The organism is Streptomyces sp. AB3(2024) (genome assembly GCF_041862025.1).
Lineage (GTDB): Bacteria > Actinomycetota > Actinomycetes > Streptomycetales > Streptomycetaceae > Streptomyces.
In genome coordinates this window covers 1-17,099 of record NZ_JBGWAB010000088.1, presented here as the reverse complement: position 1 = coordinate 17,099, position 17,099 = coordinate 1, and the positions used below count along the sequence as shown (strand labels likewise).

Annotated in this window: 11 protein-coding genes and 3 pseudogenes; 7 read left to right on the top strand and 7 right to left on the bottom strand. The window is 69.2% G+C overall.

Features of this window, described 5'->3' with window-relative positions:
* Positions 1-415: 415 nt before the first annotated feature.
* Both ACEPPI_RS27800 and ACEPPI_RS27795 read right to left on the bottom strand, forming a co-directional pair.
* Positions 416-1,792: an IS1380 family transposase gene (locus tag ACEPPI_RS27800; RefSeq protein ID WP_373918007.1), complete on the bottom strand. Its 1,377-nt coding sequence runs from the start codon at positions 1,790-1,792 to the stop codon at positions 416-418.
* Positions 1,793-1,914: 122 nt separating this feature from the next.
* The gene (locus tag ACEPPI_RS27795) at positions 1,915-2,160 is read right to left on the bottom strand and encodes a hypothetical protein (RefSeq protein WP_373918006.1); all 246 of its coding nucleotides are present in this window, start codon (positions 2,158-2,160) and stop codon (positions 1,915-1,917) included.
* A 610-nt stretch (positions 2,161-2,770) separates the two neighbouring features.
* On the opposite strand from ACEPPI_RS27795, the gene ACEPPI_RS27790 reads away from it, so the two are divergent.
* The gene (locus ACEPPI_RS27790; protein ID WP_373918005.1) at positions 2,771-3,136 is read left to right on the top strand and encodes an SAV_915 family protein; all 366 of its coding nucleotides are present in this window, start codon (positions 2,771-2,773) and stop codon (positions 3,134-3,136) included.
* A 13-nt stretch (positions 3,137-3,149) separates the two neighbouring features.
* Positions 3,150-4,482: pseudogene (gene lysA, locus ACEPPI_RS27785) on the top strand (diaminopimelate decarboxylase).
* 56 nt (positions 4,483-4,538) lie between these two features.
* Here the strand turns inward: lysA and ACEPPI_RS27780 are convergent.
* Entirely contained in the window at positions 4,539-4,775 is a 237-nt protein-coding gene (locus ACEPPI_RS27780) for a hypothetical protein (RefSeq protein ID WP_373918004.1), read from the bottom strand.
* A gap of 265 nt (positions 4,776-5,040) precedes the next feature.
* On the opposite strand from ACEPPI_RS27780, the pseudogene ACEPPI_RS27775 reads away from it, so the two are divergent.
* Positions 5,041-5,940 (top strand): annotated as a pseudogene (locus ACEPPI_RS27775) (nicotinate phosphoribosyltransferase); the annotation flags it as partial.
* 48 nt (positions 5,941-5,988) lie between these two features.
* Here ACEPPI_RS27775 and ACEPPI_RS27770 read toward each other — a convergent pair.
* From ACEPPI_RS27770 to ACEPPI_RS27755, 4 genes and pseudogenes are all read right to left on the bottom strand, one after another.
* A complete protein-coding gene (locus ACEPPI_RS27770; protein WP_373918003.1) occupies positions 5,989-8,724 on the bottom strand; it encodes a cation-translocating P-type ATPase in 2,736 nt (911 codons plus the stop codon).
* A 487-nt stretch (positions 8,725-9,211) separates the two neighbouring features.
* On the bottom strand, positions 9,212-9,835 hold the full coding sequence (locus ACEPPI_RS27765) for a hypothetical protein (RefSeq protein WP_373918002.1): 624 nt from the start codon (positions 9,833-9,835) through the stop codon (positions 9,212-9,214).
* A 513-nt stretch (positions 9,836-10,348) separates the two neighbouring features.
* Positions 10,349-11,557, bottom strand: a complete 1,209-nt coding sequence (locus ACEPPI_RS27760; protein WP_373918001.1) for an IS701 family transposase — start codon at positions 11,555-11,557, stop codon at positions 10,349-10,351.
* Positions 11,558-11,618: 61 nt separating this feature from the next.
* Positions 11,619-11,813 (bottom strand): annotated as a pseudogene (locus ACEPPI_RS27755) (PRC-barrel domain-containing protein); the annotation flags it as partial.
* Between the two features lie 370 nt (positions 11,814-12,183).
* Here ACEPPI_RS27755 and ACEPPI_RS27750 point away from each other — a divergent pair.
* The 4 genes from ACEPPI_RS27750 to ACEPPI_RS27735 all read left to right on the top strand — a co-directional run bounded on the left by ACEPPI_RS27750 (position 12,184) and on the right by ACEPPI_RS27735 (position 16,893).
* Complete coding sequence (locus ACEPPI_RS27750; RefSeq protein WP_373918000.1) at positions 12,184-12,726, top strand: thiol-disulfide oxidoreductase DCC family protein; 543 nt, start codon at positions 12,184-12,186, stop codon at positions 12,724-12,726.
* Positions 12,727-13,631: 905 nt separating this feature from the next.
* On the top strand, positions 13,632-14,900 hold the full coding sequence (locus ACEPPI_RS27745) for an ice-binding family protein (protein ID WP_373917999.1): 1,269 nt from the start codon (positions 13,632-13,634) through the stop codon (positions 14,898-14,900).
* A gap of 279 nt (positions 14,901-15,179) precedes the next feature.
* A complete protein-coding gene (locus ACEPPI_RS27740; protein WP_373917998.1) occupies positions 15,180-15,755 on the top strand; it encodes a DUF5819 family protein in 576 nt (191 codons plus the stop codon).
* A 130-nt stretch (positions 15,756-15,885) separates the two neighbouring features.
* Entirely contained in the window at positions 15,886-16,893 is a 1,008-nt protein-coding gene (locus ACEPPI_RS27735) for an HTTM domain-containing protein (RefSeq protein WP_373918020.1), read from the top strand.
* Positions 16,894-17,099: the final 206 nt, after the last annotated feature.

The window sequence follows — 17,099 nt, the reverse complement described above, 5'->3', positions numbered from 1 at the left end:
CGGCGCGGGCTTCGATGTCACTCTGTTGGGGCCCAACCAGCCAGACCATGTCCGCAAACGCCCTACGGGGCTTGATCCATGGAGTGGGCACCCCCTCGACACTCGACGAGGCATGGCCCCAAACCAGCGACAGCGGCGGCTTCGACTCCGCGCTTTGTTGACTGTCCACAACGCTGCACACGGACTTCCGCGACACACCGACAGAAAGACGCGGTCTCGAACGAGAGCCCACCTGAAGCTGCACGCATTAGCCTCGATCTTTCGTGACGGTCCGTCGAGTTCTTCGGCGGGCCGTTTCGGCTGTCCGGGGTGCTGATAGGCAGGGTGGTGGCCCGGCTGTCGCGTCGGGTGGGCGCCGGGTTCCACGGTTCCGGTGGGGTGGTTCAGGTTCGCTGGGGTGGGCCGTTGCTGCTGGTCAGCCGGGGTTCGGGAGGGCATCGAGCCGCTGGATCGCGGTGGTGATCACGTCGGTCCATGGCCAGTGGCGGCCGAACCGAAGGTGCCGGCGGCGGGCGGTGGTGACGTGCTGGGCGGCGGCGGAGAACAGTCGCAGCCGCAGTCGGCGCGGCTCCCAGAGGCGGGGCTTGCCGGTCAGAGCGAGCATCGGCATCCAGGCCAGCAGATCGAGCGCGAGCTGGACGATCTCCAGCCAGATCCGGTTCTGCGCGGTCTCATGCAGGGGCAGGTTGCGCAGACCAGTGGCACGGGCGGCCCGGATGCGGTCCTCGGCCCGGGCCCGCTGACGTTGCCGCAGTTCGAGGGCCGCGATGGGACTGTCGGTGGTGTTCGTGGCGAAGCAGGTCAGGCGCATGCCGTCAGCATCGGTGAAACGCAACTGGGCACCAGGGTGAGGCCGTTCCTTCCGCACGATCAGCCGCATCCCCCTCGGCCAGCCCTTCAGCGCGTCGCCGTCGAGCTCGGCCACCCAGGCGCCGTCGCGGACCTCGCCACCCGGCTCGATCGCGGGCGTCCAGGCCGAGGCGGGCACCTTCAGCACCGCCTGGTGAATGGTGTCGGTGATGGTCATCCCGACCGAGTACGACAGCCACCGGCCCCGCTTCGCCAGCCAGGCCACGAACTCGTGGGTGCCGCCCGCGGAGTCGGTACGAATGAGCGTGGACCGGCCCCGCCGATACCGCTTCGGCATTTGGGACAGCGCGAGTTGAGTGGCGCTGATGTGGTCGGAGGCCGTGTTGCTGCCGGCGTTTCCGGGCCGCAGCAGGGCTGCCACCGGCTCCCCGGTGCCGCCGCGTCCGTGGTCGACGAACCCCATCAGCGGGTGATGTCCGTAGGTCTTCTTCCAGGTTGCGGCTGCGTCATGTTTGTCGGAGTGGGCCAGTACCAGCACTCCGTCCAGGTCCACGGTTACCTGACCTGCGGCGTCCGGCGACGAAGCACCGGCCAGCTTCCAGACGTGCTCGCGCACTTCGGCCCGGGCGGACCGGATCGCGGTCAGCGCTCTGGGGCCGGCCGCGGCGAGGGTGTCGATGAGCCGGGAGACGGTCGGGTCGGAGGCCACCGGCCCGAACACGGCCGGCTCCGCGCGCAGCATCCCGACATCAGCCAGGCAGTCGCCGCCGAGTGCGACCGCGAGGGCCACGTCCAGCAGGATCTTGCCCGGATCGTGCACCGCCCGAGCCTTCCGCCACGGCGCGAGCGCCGACGATATCGCGGCATCCAGGCCGGTCTTGCGGATGGTCTGGGCCAGCAGTACCCCTCCGGCCTGGGAGACCACCGACTGGCCACCGCCCTCGATGCGGACATGCGGGTAGGGCCCGATACGCTTCTTCACCTGAGGAGTGCTTCTTTCCACACGACGAACAGGACCCTAGACAAGTCCCATCGTCCCAGGCCAGGAGCACTCCTCACTTTTTTGATCAAGTCTCGGACAGGCCCACTCGTGAAAGCCCGAGGCTAGGTTCCCTTGGCGAGGGTCGTCCGCGGTGAAACTGCCCCTTGGCTCGCCTTCCGGGGCGCGTAGGGCAAAGGGAAGCAGCCAGCAGGAGCTGCCCGGTGGGCGGCGTGCGCGAGGCAGTAGCGGGCCACCGAGGGGCGGACGAGGCGGCGCAGGGCGGCGCGGGATCCCGTGCCGCCCACCAGGAGGTCATCGGGATCACGGGCAACGTCCACGAGAGCCGGACCCGGAGTCCCACGTACCATGAGGGCCGCGAGGGTGACACCGGGTTTCACACCACCGAAGGCCGTATCGAGGACCTCGCGGAGTCTTTCGACTGCCCCGGCGCGGCATTCCGCCAGGACAGCGGGCCCGAGATCGTTGCGGCTCCCCAGTTCACCGCCAGGGGATCGCCAGGCCAGGACGACCCACAGCTCCGCACCGCACACGGGCCTCTGCCGCCGCGCTGTGCAGCGCGGTCAGACTCCCCGGGGTGCCCGTCGGGCATCTGCGGCTGCCCGGTGCAGGGCGGCCAGACTCCCCAGGGTGCCGGTCACACCGACCACGACTCTTCGCACGACCTGTTCCCTCTCCTCACCGTCCAGCCTCCGGTCCTCATGGAAAGGCCGCTAGGTACGGCGGAGCCATGTCCTTGACGGTTTTCTGGCAGAGAGGTCCACAACCCTGACGCACTCCTGATGGCCTCCAGCTCCTGTCGTGTCAGTGATCCGTATGGAGTGGGCCGGTGGCCGTATGGGTCCCGTTACGGTGTGACCGCTGAGGCGCAGGGGCGGGGATAGCTTCGGTTGCACGTCCCGGACCGCCTCCCCGCGCCGGGACGTCACCTGCCACTCGTGGTTCCCCGAGGAGGGCCCCATGTGCTTGTTCCAGTACGACGAATCCGACTCCGAGCCTGAGGAACAGAGCCCGGCCGGGCCTCTGTACGTGCCCGCCCGGCCGGGAGGAGCGCACGTCGTCGTGCGGCTGTTCCGCACCCCACTGGGGGTCCGTACCGCCGTCGGTTTCACCAGCCCGGAGCGGCTGGCCGCGACGCTCGGTACGGCCCAGCCCTGGATCCGGCTCTCCGAGGCCGTGCTCCGCGCGATGGCCCGGCCGCTCGGCGTATCCCTGCTGACCGTCGACCCGGCTCTCACCGCGCCCGCGGTTCCCGCGGCGGGTGCGGCCGGACCCACCGGAGCCCCGCTCACACGAGTATCCGAGACCACGGCCCGCGCGACCTGAAGGGGAACAGATCATGACCATCGCCGTTCTCCCGGAGATGCCTGCCGACGCCGGTGAGCTGTCCGTATGGCCCTCATCCGCAACACCACTCCCGCACGGCGCCCTGGCCGTCGGCGGAGTTCCCCTCAGCGAGATCGCCGACCGGTTCGACACGCCGACCTACGTGCTGGACGAGGGCGAGGCGCGGGCGTTGCCGGCGGTATCGCGAAGCCTTCCCCGACACGAACGTGCTGTACGCGGCCAAGGTGTTCCTCTCCCGCGCCATGGTCCGCTGGGTCCAGGAGGAGGGGCTGGGCCTGGACGTGTGCTCGGCCGGAAAGCTGGAGCTCGCCGTCACGGCCGGCTTCCCGCCGGAACGAATCGTGCTGCACGGCAACGCGAAGTCGCCCCAGGACCTGGCGGCCGCGCTCCGGCTCGGTGTGGGGCGGATCGTCATCGACAGCCCGTCCGAGATAGCGCGCATCGCGGCCGCCGTCGGGCCCCCCGGCCGCCAGAAGGTCATGGTGCGGGTGGTCCCGGGCGTCTCGGCCGGTGGCCACGACAAGATCCGCACCGGTACCGAGGAGCAGAAGTTCGGGCTCTCCCTCGCCGACGGCGGCGCTCAGCACGCCGTCGCCCGGATCCTGGGCCAGCCTCAGCTCGAACTCACGGGGCTGCACTGCCGCATCGGCTCGCAGATCACCGAGGTGAAGCCCTACCTGGTCGCTCTGCGCCGCATGATCGGGCTGATGGCCCGCATCCGTGACACGCACGGCCTGGTCCTGCCCGAGCTCGACATGGGCGGCGGCCACGGCATCGCCTACCGGCCCGGCGAACCCGCCCTCGACCTCACCGCGCTCGCCCGCCGGATGCGTACGGAACTCGTCGACGGCTGTGCCGCCGCGGGACTGCCCGTGCCCCGGCTCGCCGTCGAACCCGGGCGGGCCGTCGTGGGCCCCGCGGGAGTCGCGCTCTACCGGGTGCTCGCCGTCAAGCACACCGGCGAGAACGTGTTCGTCGCCGTGGACGGCGGCATGAGCGACAACCCGCGGCCCGCACTGTACGGGGTGCGGTAAGCGCCCCGGCTCGTCGGCCGCCACTCGACGGCGGGGCTCCGTACGGCCACGGTCGTCGGGCGGCACTGCGAGGCGGACGACATCCTCGCCTCCGACGTCCCGCTGCCGGGCGACGTCCACCCCGGCGACCTGCTCGCCGTACCTATGGCCGGCGCTTACCAGCTGTCCATGACCTCCGGCTACAACCTGGTCGGCCGCCCCGCCGTCGTCGCGGTCCACGAAGGCACGGCCCGGCTCCTCGTCCGGCGCGAGACCCCGGAGGACTACCGGATCCGGGACATCGGCGTCTGAGGCCACGGCGGATGACCTTCGCCGGCTGCACGGCGGGTGCGACGCGGGGCGGGCCGTCAGCTTCGACGGCCGCCCGGTGCCTGCAGCAGTTGGTCCAGCTCCGTTCCGGCCTCTTCGTATCCGGCATCGGAGATCCGCTGCAGCTCGCACAGGTCACCGGCCGCGGCCGCGCGTCGCGTAAGCAGCAGTCCGGCGTGTCGGGAACCCTCGTCCAACAGCTGGTCCAGTGCGGTCTCGTTGCCCGCGTCGGCTAGCTCGCGGAGGGTCTCCCGATCAACATTCGTGTTGTCCATGACTCCATGCTGCAACCCTGCCCCAGGGGCAAGGTCAAGTGGGACGATGGCCGGGTGATCACCATCGGGCAGCTGGCCGGCTACATCGGAGTGTCGATCAAGACCGTCCGCGTCTACCACGGCTAGGGACTGCTCCCCGAGCCCGACCGCGACGGGTCCGGCTACCGGCGTTACGACACGGATGAGCTCCGGCCGCTCCTCGGACTGCGGTTCGACGGGGGTGGCAGACCAAGGTGAGCAGGTACGTCTCCACCAACTGCGCCTGCGGTGCGTCCTGGCCGCCGCCGAACACCCCGTGATCGACTTCTCGCTGCGCCGCAGCCACGGCCCCGAGGCAGGCAGGGCGTCGGCCCGGCTCAGCGCGATGGTGGGGTTCGCCGGAACGAGCAACGTGGCCGCCGCCGTGCAGTACGGCCTTCCTGCCTCCGGCACGATGGCGCACTCGTACGTCGAATCCTTCCCCACCGAGCACGAGGCGTTCAGGGCCTTCGTCCGGGCCCACCCCGGCCCTGTCACCCTGCTCGTCGACACCTACGACACCGAGCACGGCGTCGAGGCCGCCGCGCAGGTCTTCCACGAACTGGGCGACCCGGCCGGCTGCGCGGTCAGGCTCGACAGCGGGGATCTCGACGCCCTCGCCCGGCGCGCCCGCGCCCTGCTCGACGCCGAGGGGCTGCAGGGCGTGCGGATCATCGCGAGCGGCGGCCTGGACGAATACGAGGTCAACGTTCTCGTGCGGGCCGGGGCGCCGATCGACGTGTACGCGGTCGGTACGAAGATGGGCGTGTCCGCCGACGCCCCGTACCTCGACGCGGCGTACAAGCTCGTCGCATACGACGGCCGCCCAGTAATGAAGCTCTCCTCCGCCAAGGCGACCGCACCCGCCCCCAAGCAGGTCTTCCGCCGACCGGGCCTCCAGGACGTCATCGGCCTGCGCGACGAGGACCTCCCAGAGGGGGCGGAGCCGCTGCTGCGGACCGTGATGCGGGGCGGGCGCCGGGTCGGTCCGCACTCCTCCCTGGCATCGGCGCGCGCCCGGTTCGAGACGGATCTCGCACAGGCCCCGGAGGCGGCACGCCGGATCGTCAGCCCCCGAGCGCCGGCGGCCGCCGTATCGCCCCGCCTGGCCGCCCTGACAGACGAGGTGAGGCGGCGCATCACCGCCTCGATCGAAAGTGACCTGCCATGCGGCACCACAGCGTCGCCGAGTCCGCTATGGGCGGCTCGCGGTGTGGTGGCGCATGAGCCAGCGGCGGAGTTCGTCGGCTCCCCACACGATGAAGGGGAAGGGGAGAGTGAGGGCGAGCATGCCGGGGGTGAGGGCGGCGGTGCTCAGCAGGTCCTGGAAGACGGGGGTGTAGATGAAGACGGCGGCCAGGAACAGTTCGAAGGCGATGCCCCACAGCAGTAGGGGGTTGGTCCACACGCCGACCGAGCGCAGTGAGACGCGTTCGGTGCGGGCGGCGAAGGCTGTGCCGATCTGCCCGGTGACCATGCCGAGGAAGGTCATGGTGGTGGCCTGTTGGTAGGCATGGTGCAGGGGCTGTCCGGGGCCGGTGGGGTCGCCGGGGTGCCAGCCTGCGTGGAGCAGGACGGCGAAGAAGCCGGCCATGGCGAGAGCTGCGCAGATCACGCCGAGGAACAGCCAGGCGCGCAGCAGCATCGGGGCGCGGATGACGCCTTCGGAGCGGGGTCGTGGGGGCTTTTGCATCAGTCCGGGTTCGGCAGGCTCGCGACCCAGTGCCAGGGCGGGCAGGGTCTCGGTGCCGATGTCGAAGGCGAGTAGTTGCAGCACGGTCAGGGGGAGCGGGACGGCACCGCCCGCCAGTGCGAAGACCAGGAACGGGGTGACCTCGGGGGTGGTGTGGGCGAAGATGTAGCAGATGAACTTGCGGATGTTGTCGTAGACCCGGCGCCCGGCCTGGACGGCGGCGGTGATGGTGGCGAAGTTGTCGTCGGTGAGCACCATGGTGGAGGCCTCGCGGGCTACGTCGGTGCCGGTGCGGCCCATGGCGACGCCGATGTCGGCGCGCCGCAGTGCGGGGGCGTCGTTGACGCCGTCGCCGGTCATGGCGACCACGTGGCCTTCGGCGCGCAGGGCGTCGGTGATCCGCAGTTTGGTCTCGGGTGAGCTGCGGGCGAAGATCAGCTCTCGGTGCGCGCGCAGCAGTTCGTCGAGCTGGTGCTCGGTCATCCGGTCGGTTTCCTCGCCGGTGATCACCGTCGGGTGCTCGCCTGCGATGCCGAGCTGGTGGGCGATGGCGGCAGCGGTCAGCGCGTGGTCGCCGGTGACCATGATGACGCGAATGCCGGCGGTGTGGCAGTCGGCGACGGCTGCGGACACCTCTGGGCGTGGTGGGTCGAGCATCGCTGCCAGGCCCAGCAGGGTCAGCTCCTTCTCGGCTTCCTCACGGCGTTCGGGCAGCGGTTGCCCGGCCTGGAGGCGGCGTTCGGCGACGGCGAGCACGCGCAGCCCCTGTCGTGCGTAGGCGTCCACCCGCTGCTCGACGCCGAGGCGACCCTCGGCGCTCAGTGGGTAGGGGCGGCTCTGGGGGTCCGCGATCGTGGTGCATCGCGGGATGACGTCCTCCGGGGCTCCCTTGGTGTCCACCCACACGCTGCCGTCGCGTTCGTCCAGGGTGGACATCAGCTTTAGTACCGGGTCGAAGTGGAATTGGCGACGGCGGTGTCGGTCGCGGTCCGCCGTGGTGGGGCGGTGGCCGAGCAGGGCTGCCCCTTCCAACAGCGCGGTCTCGGTGGGGTCGCCGATCGCACCGCCCTCGGCGTCGGGCTGGGCGTTGGTGCAGGCCGCCACCGCCACGGCGAGTTCACGCAGCACGGCATCGCCCGGCACGTCCGGAGGCGTGCCCTCCAAGGTGCGTTCCCCCGCAGTGGTCCACACGGTGCTGACCTGCATGTGGTTCTCGGTGAGGGTGCCGGTCTTGTCGGTGCAGATCACGTCGGTGGAGCCGAGGGTCTCCACCGCGCTCAACCGCTTGACCACCGCACCGCGCCGCACCAGGCCGCGTACGCCCAGTGCCAGTGCCAGGGTGATGACCGGCAGCAGTCCTTCGGGGACGTTGCCCACCAACAGGCCGACCGCGAACACCACGGAATTCTTGATCGACAGGCCGGCCACGAACGTCGCGAGCGGGAGGAAGGCCAGGCCGGTGAGCAACGCGATCAGGGCGATCAGCCAGGCCACTCGGCGGACCTGGGCCTCCAGCGGGCTCTCCTCACGCTCGACCCGCTCGGACAGGGCGGCGATCCGGCCCAGCTCGGTGTGCATGCCGGTGGCGAACACCACTGCCCGCGCCTCGCCCTCGCTGCAGGTCGTCCCGCTGAACACCAGGTCACGGGCGTGCAACAGCGGGACATGGACATCCAGCAGGTCCGCCGACCGGTAAGCCGGCATCGACTCCCCGGTGAGGGCGGACAGGTCGACCTCGATGCCGCCGTCCATCAGGCGGGCATCCGCGGAGATCCGGTCCCCCTCCTCGATCACCAGCACGTCGCCGGGCACCAACGTGCCCGCCCCGACCACCTGCACCTGGCCATCGCGCACCGCCTTGGCCTGCACCGGAAGATACGCGGCCAGCGCCTCCACCGCCCGTTCGGCCTGCATTTCCTGCACGAACGCGAACGCCGCGTTGACGATGATCACCACCACGATCGCCACCGCCACCGCGGCGATCCCCGCCACCCACGCCAGAGCGGCCGCTGCCCACAGCAGTAGCGCCAGCGGATGCGTGATCTGCTTCGCCAGCTCCCGCGGCCACCGCCGTCCGCCCCGTCGGCGCAGCTCGTTGGGACCGTAATGAACCAGCCGCCGCGCCGCCTCCCGCGCCGAAAGTCCCTGCCGGGAGCTGCGCAGGTCCCGCAGCAGCCAGTCCACCCGCTCAGTGGGATCCGGCTCCGGCCGGTCTTGCCGTGCCTCGGGCCCGGCCATCGGCCCGCCTCACGCCCCTGGTCGTCCTGGGCATCCGGCCGAAGCCCGGCAGATGCACCGGCACACAGCCAGGTAAGGACCGGTCTGCGCATCCGCGTGCACCGTGGTCGGCTTCACCTCGGACGTACCCGCCGCGGGGGTGAGCGAGTACCACCGGCTTGGCAGGCCCAGTCCGGACACCTCATCGGCCGGCTGTCTTCCGGCGACCGTTCGATCAGCGAAGAACACGTGGCGCCTCCCGTCGTCGGCCTCGACCGGCCGGCTGGTTCCCGCCATGAAGGCCGACTTAAAGACGGCTGCGGCGAAGGGCTCGCGAGCCGCGGCGATCGGCAGGATTGGTGAGGACCGGGCGCCCGGGAGCCAGCCGCTTCCGGAACGAGGAGTCGTGCGGCCGGCGCGGCACAGGGGTTCTGACTCCATGGTCGTACCCGCGTGAGGGGGCCGCATCCGGTCCTTGGAGCCCGCGCATGGGCCGGCCCGATCGCCGTCACTGCTCGCGAAGGTTCCATCGGGGTTCGACCAGCTGCCATTCCCGTTCCCACTGCTTGAAGCGGCGTCGGTCGAACGCCCAGCGGATCCCTTTGTGCGTGCCGCCCACGAAGGCGCTCGCGCCGAGCGCAGCGGTCGTGCCAGCCGCGATTCCCGCGACCGTCACGGACCCCGCGGGAGCGGGCGATGAGGTGGTGTTGCCATTGTCGTCCAGCCACAGCTGTGCCCGGTTTCCTTCCCGCTGCCCGGCGGCCACCCGGACCGTGGCGGTGTGGACCCCGGCCTGATCGCTCCAGCGGACCAGTGCGCGGGCCCCAGCACTCGTTCCGGAGCTGCCACCGTCGCTGCGGGCGTCGGCCAGGAGCTCAGCCGTGACGAGATGACGCTCGGCCACCTGCGTCTGGCGCAGCTGCTCGAAGTGCGTGTGGGCCGCGCTGCCGCCTGCCCATGCCACCAGCGGCAGCGCGGCGACCAGTACGGCCTTCAGCACCCGGTTGAGCCGGCGCTCCAGGCGGTCGGACGGCCTTTCCAGCGGGTTCGCGGCGCAGCCCGGCGGGCTTGTGGGGAACCGGTGTCGGCGCGCCGGTCCGGGCCCGTTTCCCTGGGAGTCTGGTGTGTGCATGGCCCGGCCTCCCGGACGGGTGTGACTGCCTCCATCATCGTTCGCCGACGCTCCGACCGCCATGGGTCCCCCAGTCCCCTGAGGGCGCCCGACCGGCCCCTGCACGAGCAGGGCGACGGGGCCATGCTCGATGTCCGGGAAGGCTTCACGATGCGGCGACAGGAAGTCGGCCATGGGACCGGTACCGGAGGTGTGGCAGCGGCGGCTCCACTACAGAACGTATGCGCGGGAAGTGGTCGGCCAGCGCCCGGACAAAGTCGGCTTGCGGCCCTCCATCGCGAGCACGAAGCCTCCTCCCCAGGCAGGTGCGCGGCCTGGTCCGAGGACAACCTCCCACCGCTGACACACTGTCAGGAAATGGGCCCGCCAAGCGTCAAATGAGCGTCAAGGCATCACCCTTAACACCCCTAACGCGTACCAGCAAACCTGCAGGTCAGACGCCCTTCCAGGTGGGGCAGGTGCCGGTCCAGGTGGCGATGAGGTGTTGGAGGAGGTCCAGGGCCTGGTAGAGGGTCAGGCCCTGGCAGGGGCTTTTGGGTTCCTCCGCTGTTCGGTCAGGAACAGGTGGGCGGCGGTGACGAGGGTGACGTGGCGGTGCCAGTCGGTGAACGAACGCCCCTCGAAGTGGTCCAGGCCCAGGGCGGTTTTCAGCTCTCGGTAGTCCTGCTCGATCCGCCAGCGTGACTTCGCCAGCCGGACCAGATCCTTGGCGGGGATCTCCCCCGGCAGGTTCGAGATCCAGTACTTCGCCGGTTCGCTCTCGCCCTCGGGCCACTGGACGATGAGCCAGGACAGCGGGATCGTGCCGTCGGCAGCCGGTTTCGGACGGCGCCCGGCGAGCCGGACCCGCAGGAACACAAAGTGCGAGCTCATCGCCCCTTTCGAGCCTTTGCGCCAGGCCACCGCACGGCCCCTGCCCCGGCCCGCGGCCAGCACATGCTCACGCAAGGAGACCGGCCGGGTGCGGTAACGGGGCAGCGGCCGGGGACCCAGCCCGCCGTAGTCGGGCTGGTGCGGCACCACGTCCTGGCCGTGGGCGGTCATCTCGCCCCTGACCTGCAACACGTAGGCAAGGCCGCGGTCGTCCAGAGCACGCCGGAAGTCGGCGTTGGCGCCGTAGCCGGTGTCCGCGACCAGGACAGCGGGCCGCAGCCCGCCGCCGGCGAGTTCATCGAGCATCTCCAAAGCGAGCTGCCACTTGGGCCGGTGATGCTCGCTGTCGGGGATCCGGCAGGCCTTGCGCCGCCCGGCCGCGTCAGGCCCGTCCCAGGAAGCAGGCAGAAACAGCCGCCAGGACAACGGGCACGAAGCGGTATCGGAAGCGGCTTGGACGCTGACCCCGATCTGGCAGTTGCCGACCTTGCCCAAAGTGCCGGAATACTGCCGTGCCACCCCGGGTGACGAGACACCGTCCTTGGGGAAACCGGTGTCGTCCACCACCCACACCTGCGGACGGACCGCTCTCACGGCCCGCCACGCCAACCCGGCCCGCACGTCCTCGACCTGCCAGGTCGAGGACGTCATGAACTGCTGAAGCTGCTGATGGTCCACCCCGAGGCGCTCGGCCATCGGCTGCATCGACTTCCGCCGACCGTCCAACAGCAGCCCCCGCACATACAGGGCACCCTTCTCCCGTTGATCCCGCCGCACCATCGGCGCGAACACCTCGGAAGCAAACTCCTCCAACCGACCCCGCACAGCCACAAGCTCCCCAGCCCTCATACAGCCAGCGAACTACCGAACACCCGACGTGACAAGACCAGCTAACAAAGCACTACTAGCTGGGCCCCAGGATCACCTCGTCGAGAGGTACGAAGACCAGGCGGCAGCGGGTGGGCAATCCTGCACGGACGGCGGCGATAGCCCGCTCGTCAGTGGCGGTGTCCACATAGACCGCTTCAAGAGCGCCGATCCGGTGCCCATTCGCGTCGAGGACGTCACAGTCGCGCCACTCCCGTACATCGACTGAATGGATCATGCCTCTGCGGCGCGACGACGGAGATACAACGACCCCGGCACATTCACACGCCGGGGTCGCCCTTCCGGACGCCACACGTGAGAGTGCGACGACCTATTTACTAGGATAGGCCCCTTGCGACGTTCCAGCAGCAGGGACTTTGTCCCGCCGATACAGGCCGGTCGATCGACATGGATTCAGCGCACCTCGATCAAGAAGCTCGCGACGACGACTGTGACCACCCGGGCAGTCGTTCACGACGTCGGACGGGTCGTGAAAATCGGCGGACCGTCGTCCCACCCCAGCCAGCACGAGCAGGCGACCAATCCGAGAACCGGGGCACCAGCTGAGCGCGCAGACATCCTCCCAGGGCCTTGCCGCCATCCTCGTCGTGGCCTGCGACGGCCTGCGGGAACTTCCGCCGTCCGAGGCACTTGCGCCCTTCGTCAAACGATCCCTGGAGTGCCCGCAGATCCGGATCTGGCGGCTGCTTCCGGGGATGTACCGCAAGACAAGGAAATGCACCATGGCCGAACGGCCGATCCTGCTGTACGACGGCGACTGCGGATTTTGCACCCAAGCCGTCAACATCGCCGTGCGTCGGCTGGATCCCGACGCCGTCGTCACTCCCTGGCAGTACGCCGATTTGGAAGCACTGGGCGTCACCGCCGAACGGGCCGACCGGGAGGTCCTGTGGATCGAGCCCGGTTCGGCCGAGGTGCACGGCGGCGCGGAGGCGGTGGCGCAGCTGCTCAAACAGGGCCAGTGCCAGCGCTGGCAGGTCGCAGGGCAGGCCATGACGCTGCCTCCGATCAGCGGGATCGCCCGGCTCGTGTACCGGGTGGTAGCCCTGAACCGGCACCGCCTGCCGGGGGGCACGGCGGCCTGCTCCCTGCCTGCGCATCTGCGATCTGCCGAGCGTGATGGTGCATGACAGCGCACCCTCCAAGGTCTGAAGACGACACGGGGATTGTGGCCGCCTCTCTGTAACGGGGCATCCGGGCTGTGCGATTCCAGGACCCTGCCCACCACTGAGATGTCGTCGCAGCGACTGCGGCTCACCCCTCAAGGCGCGGTGAGTGAAGTCACCGGCGAGCGGCCGTGTAGACGAACCGGACCTGCGGCCTCCGACACCTGCTCCGACCTGGCGGGTTCGCGCCCCGCTAGCAGGCGGCGTTGAGCCCCGCATGACCATGGGGTCTTTCAAGCTCCTGGCGTGGGGGCCCGCTGTGGAGATCCTCGCCGATGTCGGCTATCAGGGCCTGAGACCTCTGACCGGCGGCCTCGGAGTGACGGCTCCGGACAGCAAGTTCGGCGAGGACGCCCGGCTTTACGGACGAGGCGGGGCGTCGCCGGTGCAGTCCGGCGGTTTCGGTCGAAGGAGGTGCAGAACCTTCTCATCAGCAGGTCGAAGGGGTCACTTTGGTGCGCGAGCATCGTCCAGGCAGGAAGTGTCGTACGCGTGGGCGAATACTTCCACCCATATGACGATGCGGTGCGGATTTTCTCGTTGCCGCCACGCCCATGCGCTCCAGATTTCGTCGAATCACCGGAATGACGGCACTTCCACAGTGGGATTGTCGGACCGGCCTGAAGTCGATGCCCCACATCGGGGTACTGGACGCCCTCGCGCCCGGGCGTCACATCGGATGGCCATCCATATGAACTCAGATATTAAGGAAGCATATTACGTCGCCGCGTCCTCAATCGCATGCCTCGCCCTGCTGCTTGCAATTGCCGTGGTCAACTCCCTGCGTAATATGCCATCTCACTAGTATGGCTTCCCGGGCAATCGGTTAGGGCCCGGCAGCCACGGCCCCCACAGAAAATGGCCTCTCGATGAAGCTGAGATTGCCTCAAGCGCCTCGACTCCGTCCTCTGTCCGGCTGGCTGGCCTCGGCCCTTGCCGCAACAGTTGCCGCTGCGATGGTCGCCACTACGTCGACGCAGGCGTCGGCCATCGCAACACCCGTACTTCTGGGCACGACCGCCAGTTACTCCGTTCTGGCGGGTCAGGGAGTCACCAACACCGGCCCCTCGGTGATCAGCCACGACCTCGGGACGCACCCGAACCCGGCCATCACCGGGTTCCCGCCCGGCCTGGTTCTCGGTGCCGTGCACGCTGCGGACGCTGCGGCCCTCCAAGCCAAGAGCGATCTGACCGTGGCGTACAACAACGCGGCGGGCCAGGCCCAGGACTTCGCGCTTGCGGCGGGGATCGGCGCGGGCCAAACGCTGCTTCCGGGCGTCTACAAGGCTACGTCCGGTGTCGGACTCACCGGCGACCTGATCCTGAACGCCGGGGGAGACCCCAACGCGGTGTGGGTGTTCCAGATTCCGGAAGCCCTGACGACGGCATCCTCCAGCCGGATCCTGCTCACAAACGGCGCTTCGGCGTGCAACGTGTTCTGGCAGATCGGGAGTTCGGCGACCCTCGGCACCGACTCCACCTTCGTTGGCACCATCATGGCTCTGACCTCGATCTTCGTGACCACGAGGGCGAACATCGAGGGCCGGGCGCTGGCCCGTAACGGCGAGGTGACGCTCGACAACAACCGGATCTTCCTCGGGACATGCGCGACCGGCGGCACGGGTGGGACGACGACCGGCACCACCACTGGCACGACCAATGGCACGACCACTGGGACGACGACCGGCAGCACGACCGGTACGACCACTGGCACCACGACTTCGGGGGCGACCTCGGGTGTCCTTGGTGGCGTGCTCGGTGGCGTGACGACGGGAGGTGGCCTCCTGGGCGGCCCGATCGCCAGCGTCGTGACGGGCGGCACCTCGGGGAACATCTCCGGCAACACCTCGGGGAACGTCGCGGGCAACACGACGGGAGCGAGCACCGTCGGGAACACCACGGGCGGTATCACCACCGGCGGGAACGTCACGGGCGGAAACGGCGGCAAGCCCGACCACCAGCACGGCGGCAAGCCGGGCCACCAGCAGGGCGGCAAGCCAGGCAAGCCCGACTACGAGCACGGTGAGAAGCCCGGCAAGCCGGGCTACGGCGAGCACCACGACCACGACCACGACCACGACCACGACCACGACCACGACTACGGATACGGCGACAAGCCCATGAGCACCGAGGGCTAGGCAGCGGACTGCACGAGGTCCGCTCATCGGACAGCGGCGCGCGGCGGAGCCCTTTCGACTCCGTCGCGCGCCGCCGCCGGTTCCGGCAGAAAATCCAGACGCGAGCAGTTGATATGAGAAAGGCAGGGTGGGCCGGTGCCGAGCAGAATTGAATCAGCGGCCGTGACGGAACTCCGGGTATCCGATTCCGATCCGGACCCCCGGGAACATCACGATGAGGGGGGCACACCGTGCCGGCAACCCCGACGCTCCCGCTTGCTGGCAGCGGCACTGCGAACCGTGGTGGCCCTGTGCCTGGCGACGACGCTGACCCATGTGGTTCTGGTGTTCCTCCACGTGGCTCCCCCCAATACCGTCTCGAAGCGGTACGGCCCACAGGTCAATGCATGGGTGTACCCCCTCTTCGAACAGAATTGGCGGCTATTCGCCCCAGACCCCGACTCCGTCAACCGGCGCATCCTCGCGAGAACCGCACGCACTGCCCCGGACGGTTCGACTCAGGTGAGCGGCTGGGTCGATCTGACAGCCGCGGACAATTCCGCAGTCAAACACAACGTGTTCCCGAGCCACACGACACAGAATCTCTTGCGCCGCGCCTGGACCTCCTACGTCGACACGCACGGCGCAGACGACAGGGCAAACTCGGATCGGGCCGTGATGATGCAGGAGTACCTGCGCAACATCGCCGCGGACCGGGTCGCCGCCCACGACCACAGCGACACCTTCGGCTTCATCCAGCTTCGCGTCCTGACGTTGCCCGTCGCCGCACAGGGCGCAGCGGCCGACAAACGCCCGCCGAAGCCCGTCGAAGAGCGGCTTCTGCCCTGGTGGAAGGTGACCCCCCGTGGGAACTGAGCACGTCACCCAGCCCCCGTCCACGGCAGCTGCGCCGGGGGGCACCACACAGCGGAGAACCGCAGGCGCAGCCCAGCGGTTCGTCGCGCTCCTGACCGGACGGCCGGTGTCCCTGTACGCCGTGTCGGTTATGCGCGCCGCCTACGGCATGCTCTACCTGGTCTTCCTTCTGCGCGAGTTCCCGCACCGTCACGAGATCTGGGGTCCCGGCTCCCCGTGGACGCCCGCGCTTGCGGAGCAGCTCTTTGCGCAGACGGGTTGGAACAGCATCCTGACCCTCTCCGACAGCCCGGCCTACTTCGAACTCTGCTACGTGACGGCCCTCTTCACGTCCACGCTGTTCATGCTGGGGTGGCGGACCCGGGCCATCTCCGTCCTGTTCGCCGTCGTGGTGGCCTCGTTCCATGCAAGAGCGATCTTCATGACGGACGGTGGCGACAATCTGATCCTGCTGATGGCCGTCTATCTCGTCTTCACCGGGTGCGGTCGCCGCTGGTCCCTGGACGCACGCAGGATCCGTCTCAAGACAGCCCGTGCGGGCAGCGGTCCCGAACCGGCGAGACGATTCCCGTCGCCCCGACTCCGTCAAGCGCGCCGCACCTTGACGACGGTCGTGCACAACTGCGGCATCTTCGTCATGGCGGCAGAGGTCTGTTTCCTCTACGGTTCCGCCGGCCTGTACAAGGTCCAGGGAGCTTCCTGGAGCGGCGGCACCGCCCTCCATTTCGTCCTGAACCTCGAACTCTTCCAGCCCTGGCCCGCACTCTCCCACTTCGCGGACAACTATCCGGTCCTGATCGCGATCGCCAGCTACACGACGGTGCTTTTGCAGGTCGCCTTCCCGTTCGTGCTCTTCGGCAGGCTCAAGTATCCGGTTCTGACCATGTTGCTGGGGATGCACGTCGGCATCGCGGTGGTCATGGGGCTGCCTCTCTTCTCCGGCGCGATGATCGTGGCGGACGCCGTGTTTCTTCCTGACCGCTTCTACACCTCCCTGGCTCACCTGTGCCGCCGCGCGACACGGCGAACCGGCGCCTCGCGGCCGGTGCCCGGGCGGCCGGGATCCGGATCGGTACCGCAGCAGGGCAGGACCGGCGTGCCCGGCTCGCGCCAACGAGCCGCCTCCCCTCGTGTATAGCGGCGACGACCTGCAAGACCGCCACCATCTACCTCGCCGGACTCCACCTCACCGCCATCTTCATCTGGTCAGCTAGGTGATCCGAAGGAAACGGCCTAAGGGCTTGCAGATCATTAACACGTTGTCTCGATCTTGCTTTCGGGATCGCTGCTCTGGGCGAGGACCCGAGCCTGGAGGGGCACGAGGGCAGCGGGTGGGGTGGTCGC

Excerpts from the sequence above, each read along its gene's own strand:
- ACEPPI_RS27795 (WP_373918006.1), bottom strand. The coding sequence starts at position 2,160 with ATGGTACGTGGGACTCCGGGTCCGGCTCTCGTGGACGTTGCCCGTGAT.
- ACEPPI_RS27790 (WP_373918005.1), top strand. The coding sequence starts at position 2,771 with ATGTGCTTGTTCCAGTACGACGAATCCGACTCCGAGCCTGAGGAACAG.
- ACEPPI_RS27780 (WP_373918004.1), bottom strand. The coding sequence starts at position 4,775 with ATGGACAACACGAATGTTGATCGGGAGACCCTCCGCGAGCTAGCCGAC.
- ACEPPI_RS27770 (WP_373918003.1), bottom strand. The coding sequence starts at position 8,724 with ATGGCCGGGCCCGAGGCACGGCAAGACCGGCCGGAGCCGGATCCCACT.
- ACEPPI_RS27765 (WP_373918002.1), bottom strand. The coding sequence starts at position 9,835 with ATGCACACACCAGACTCCCAGGGAAACGGGCCCGGACCGGCGCGCCGA.
- ACEPPI_RS27760 (WP_373918001.1), bottom strand. The coding sequence starts at position 11,557 with ATGAGGGCTGGGGAGCTTGTGGCTGTGCGGGGTCGGTTGGAGGAGTTT.
- ACEPPI_RS27745 (WP_373917999.1), top strand. The coding sequence starts at position 13,632 with ATGAAGCTGAGATTGCCTCAAGCGCCTCGACTCCGTCCTCTGTCCGGC.
- ACEPPI_RS27735 (WP_373918020.1), top strand. The coding sequence starts at position 15,886 with ATGCGCGCCGCCTACGGCATGCTCTACCTGGTCTTCCTTCTGCGCGAG.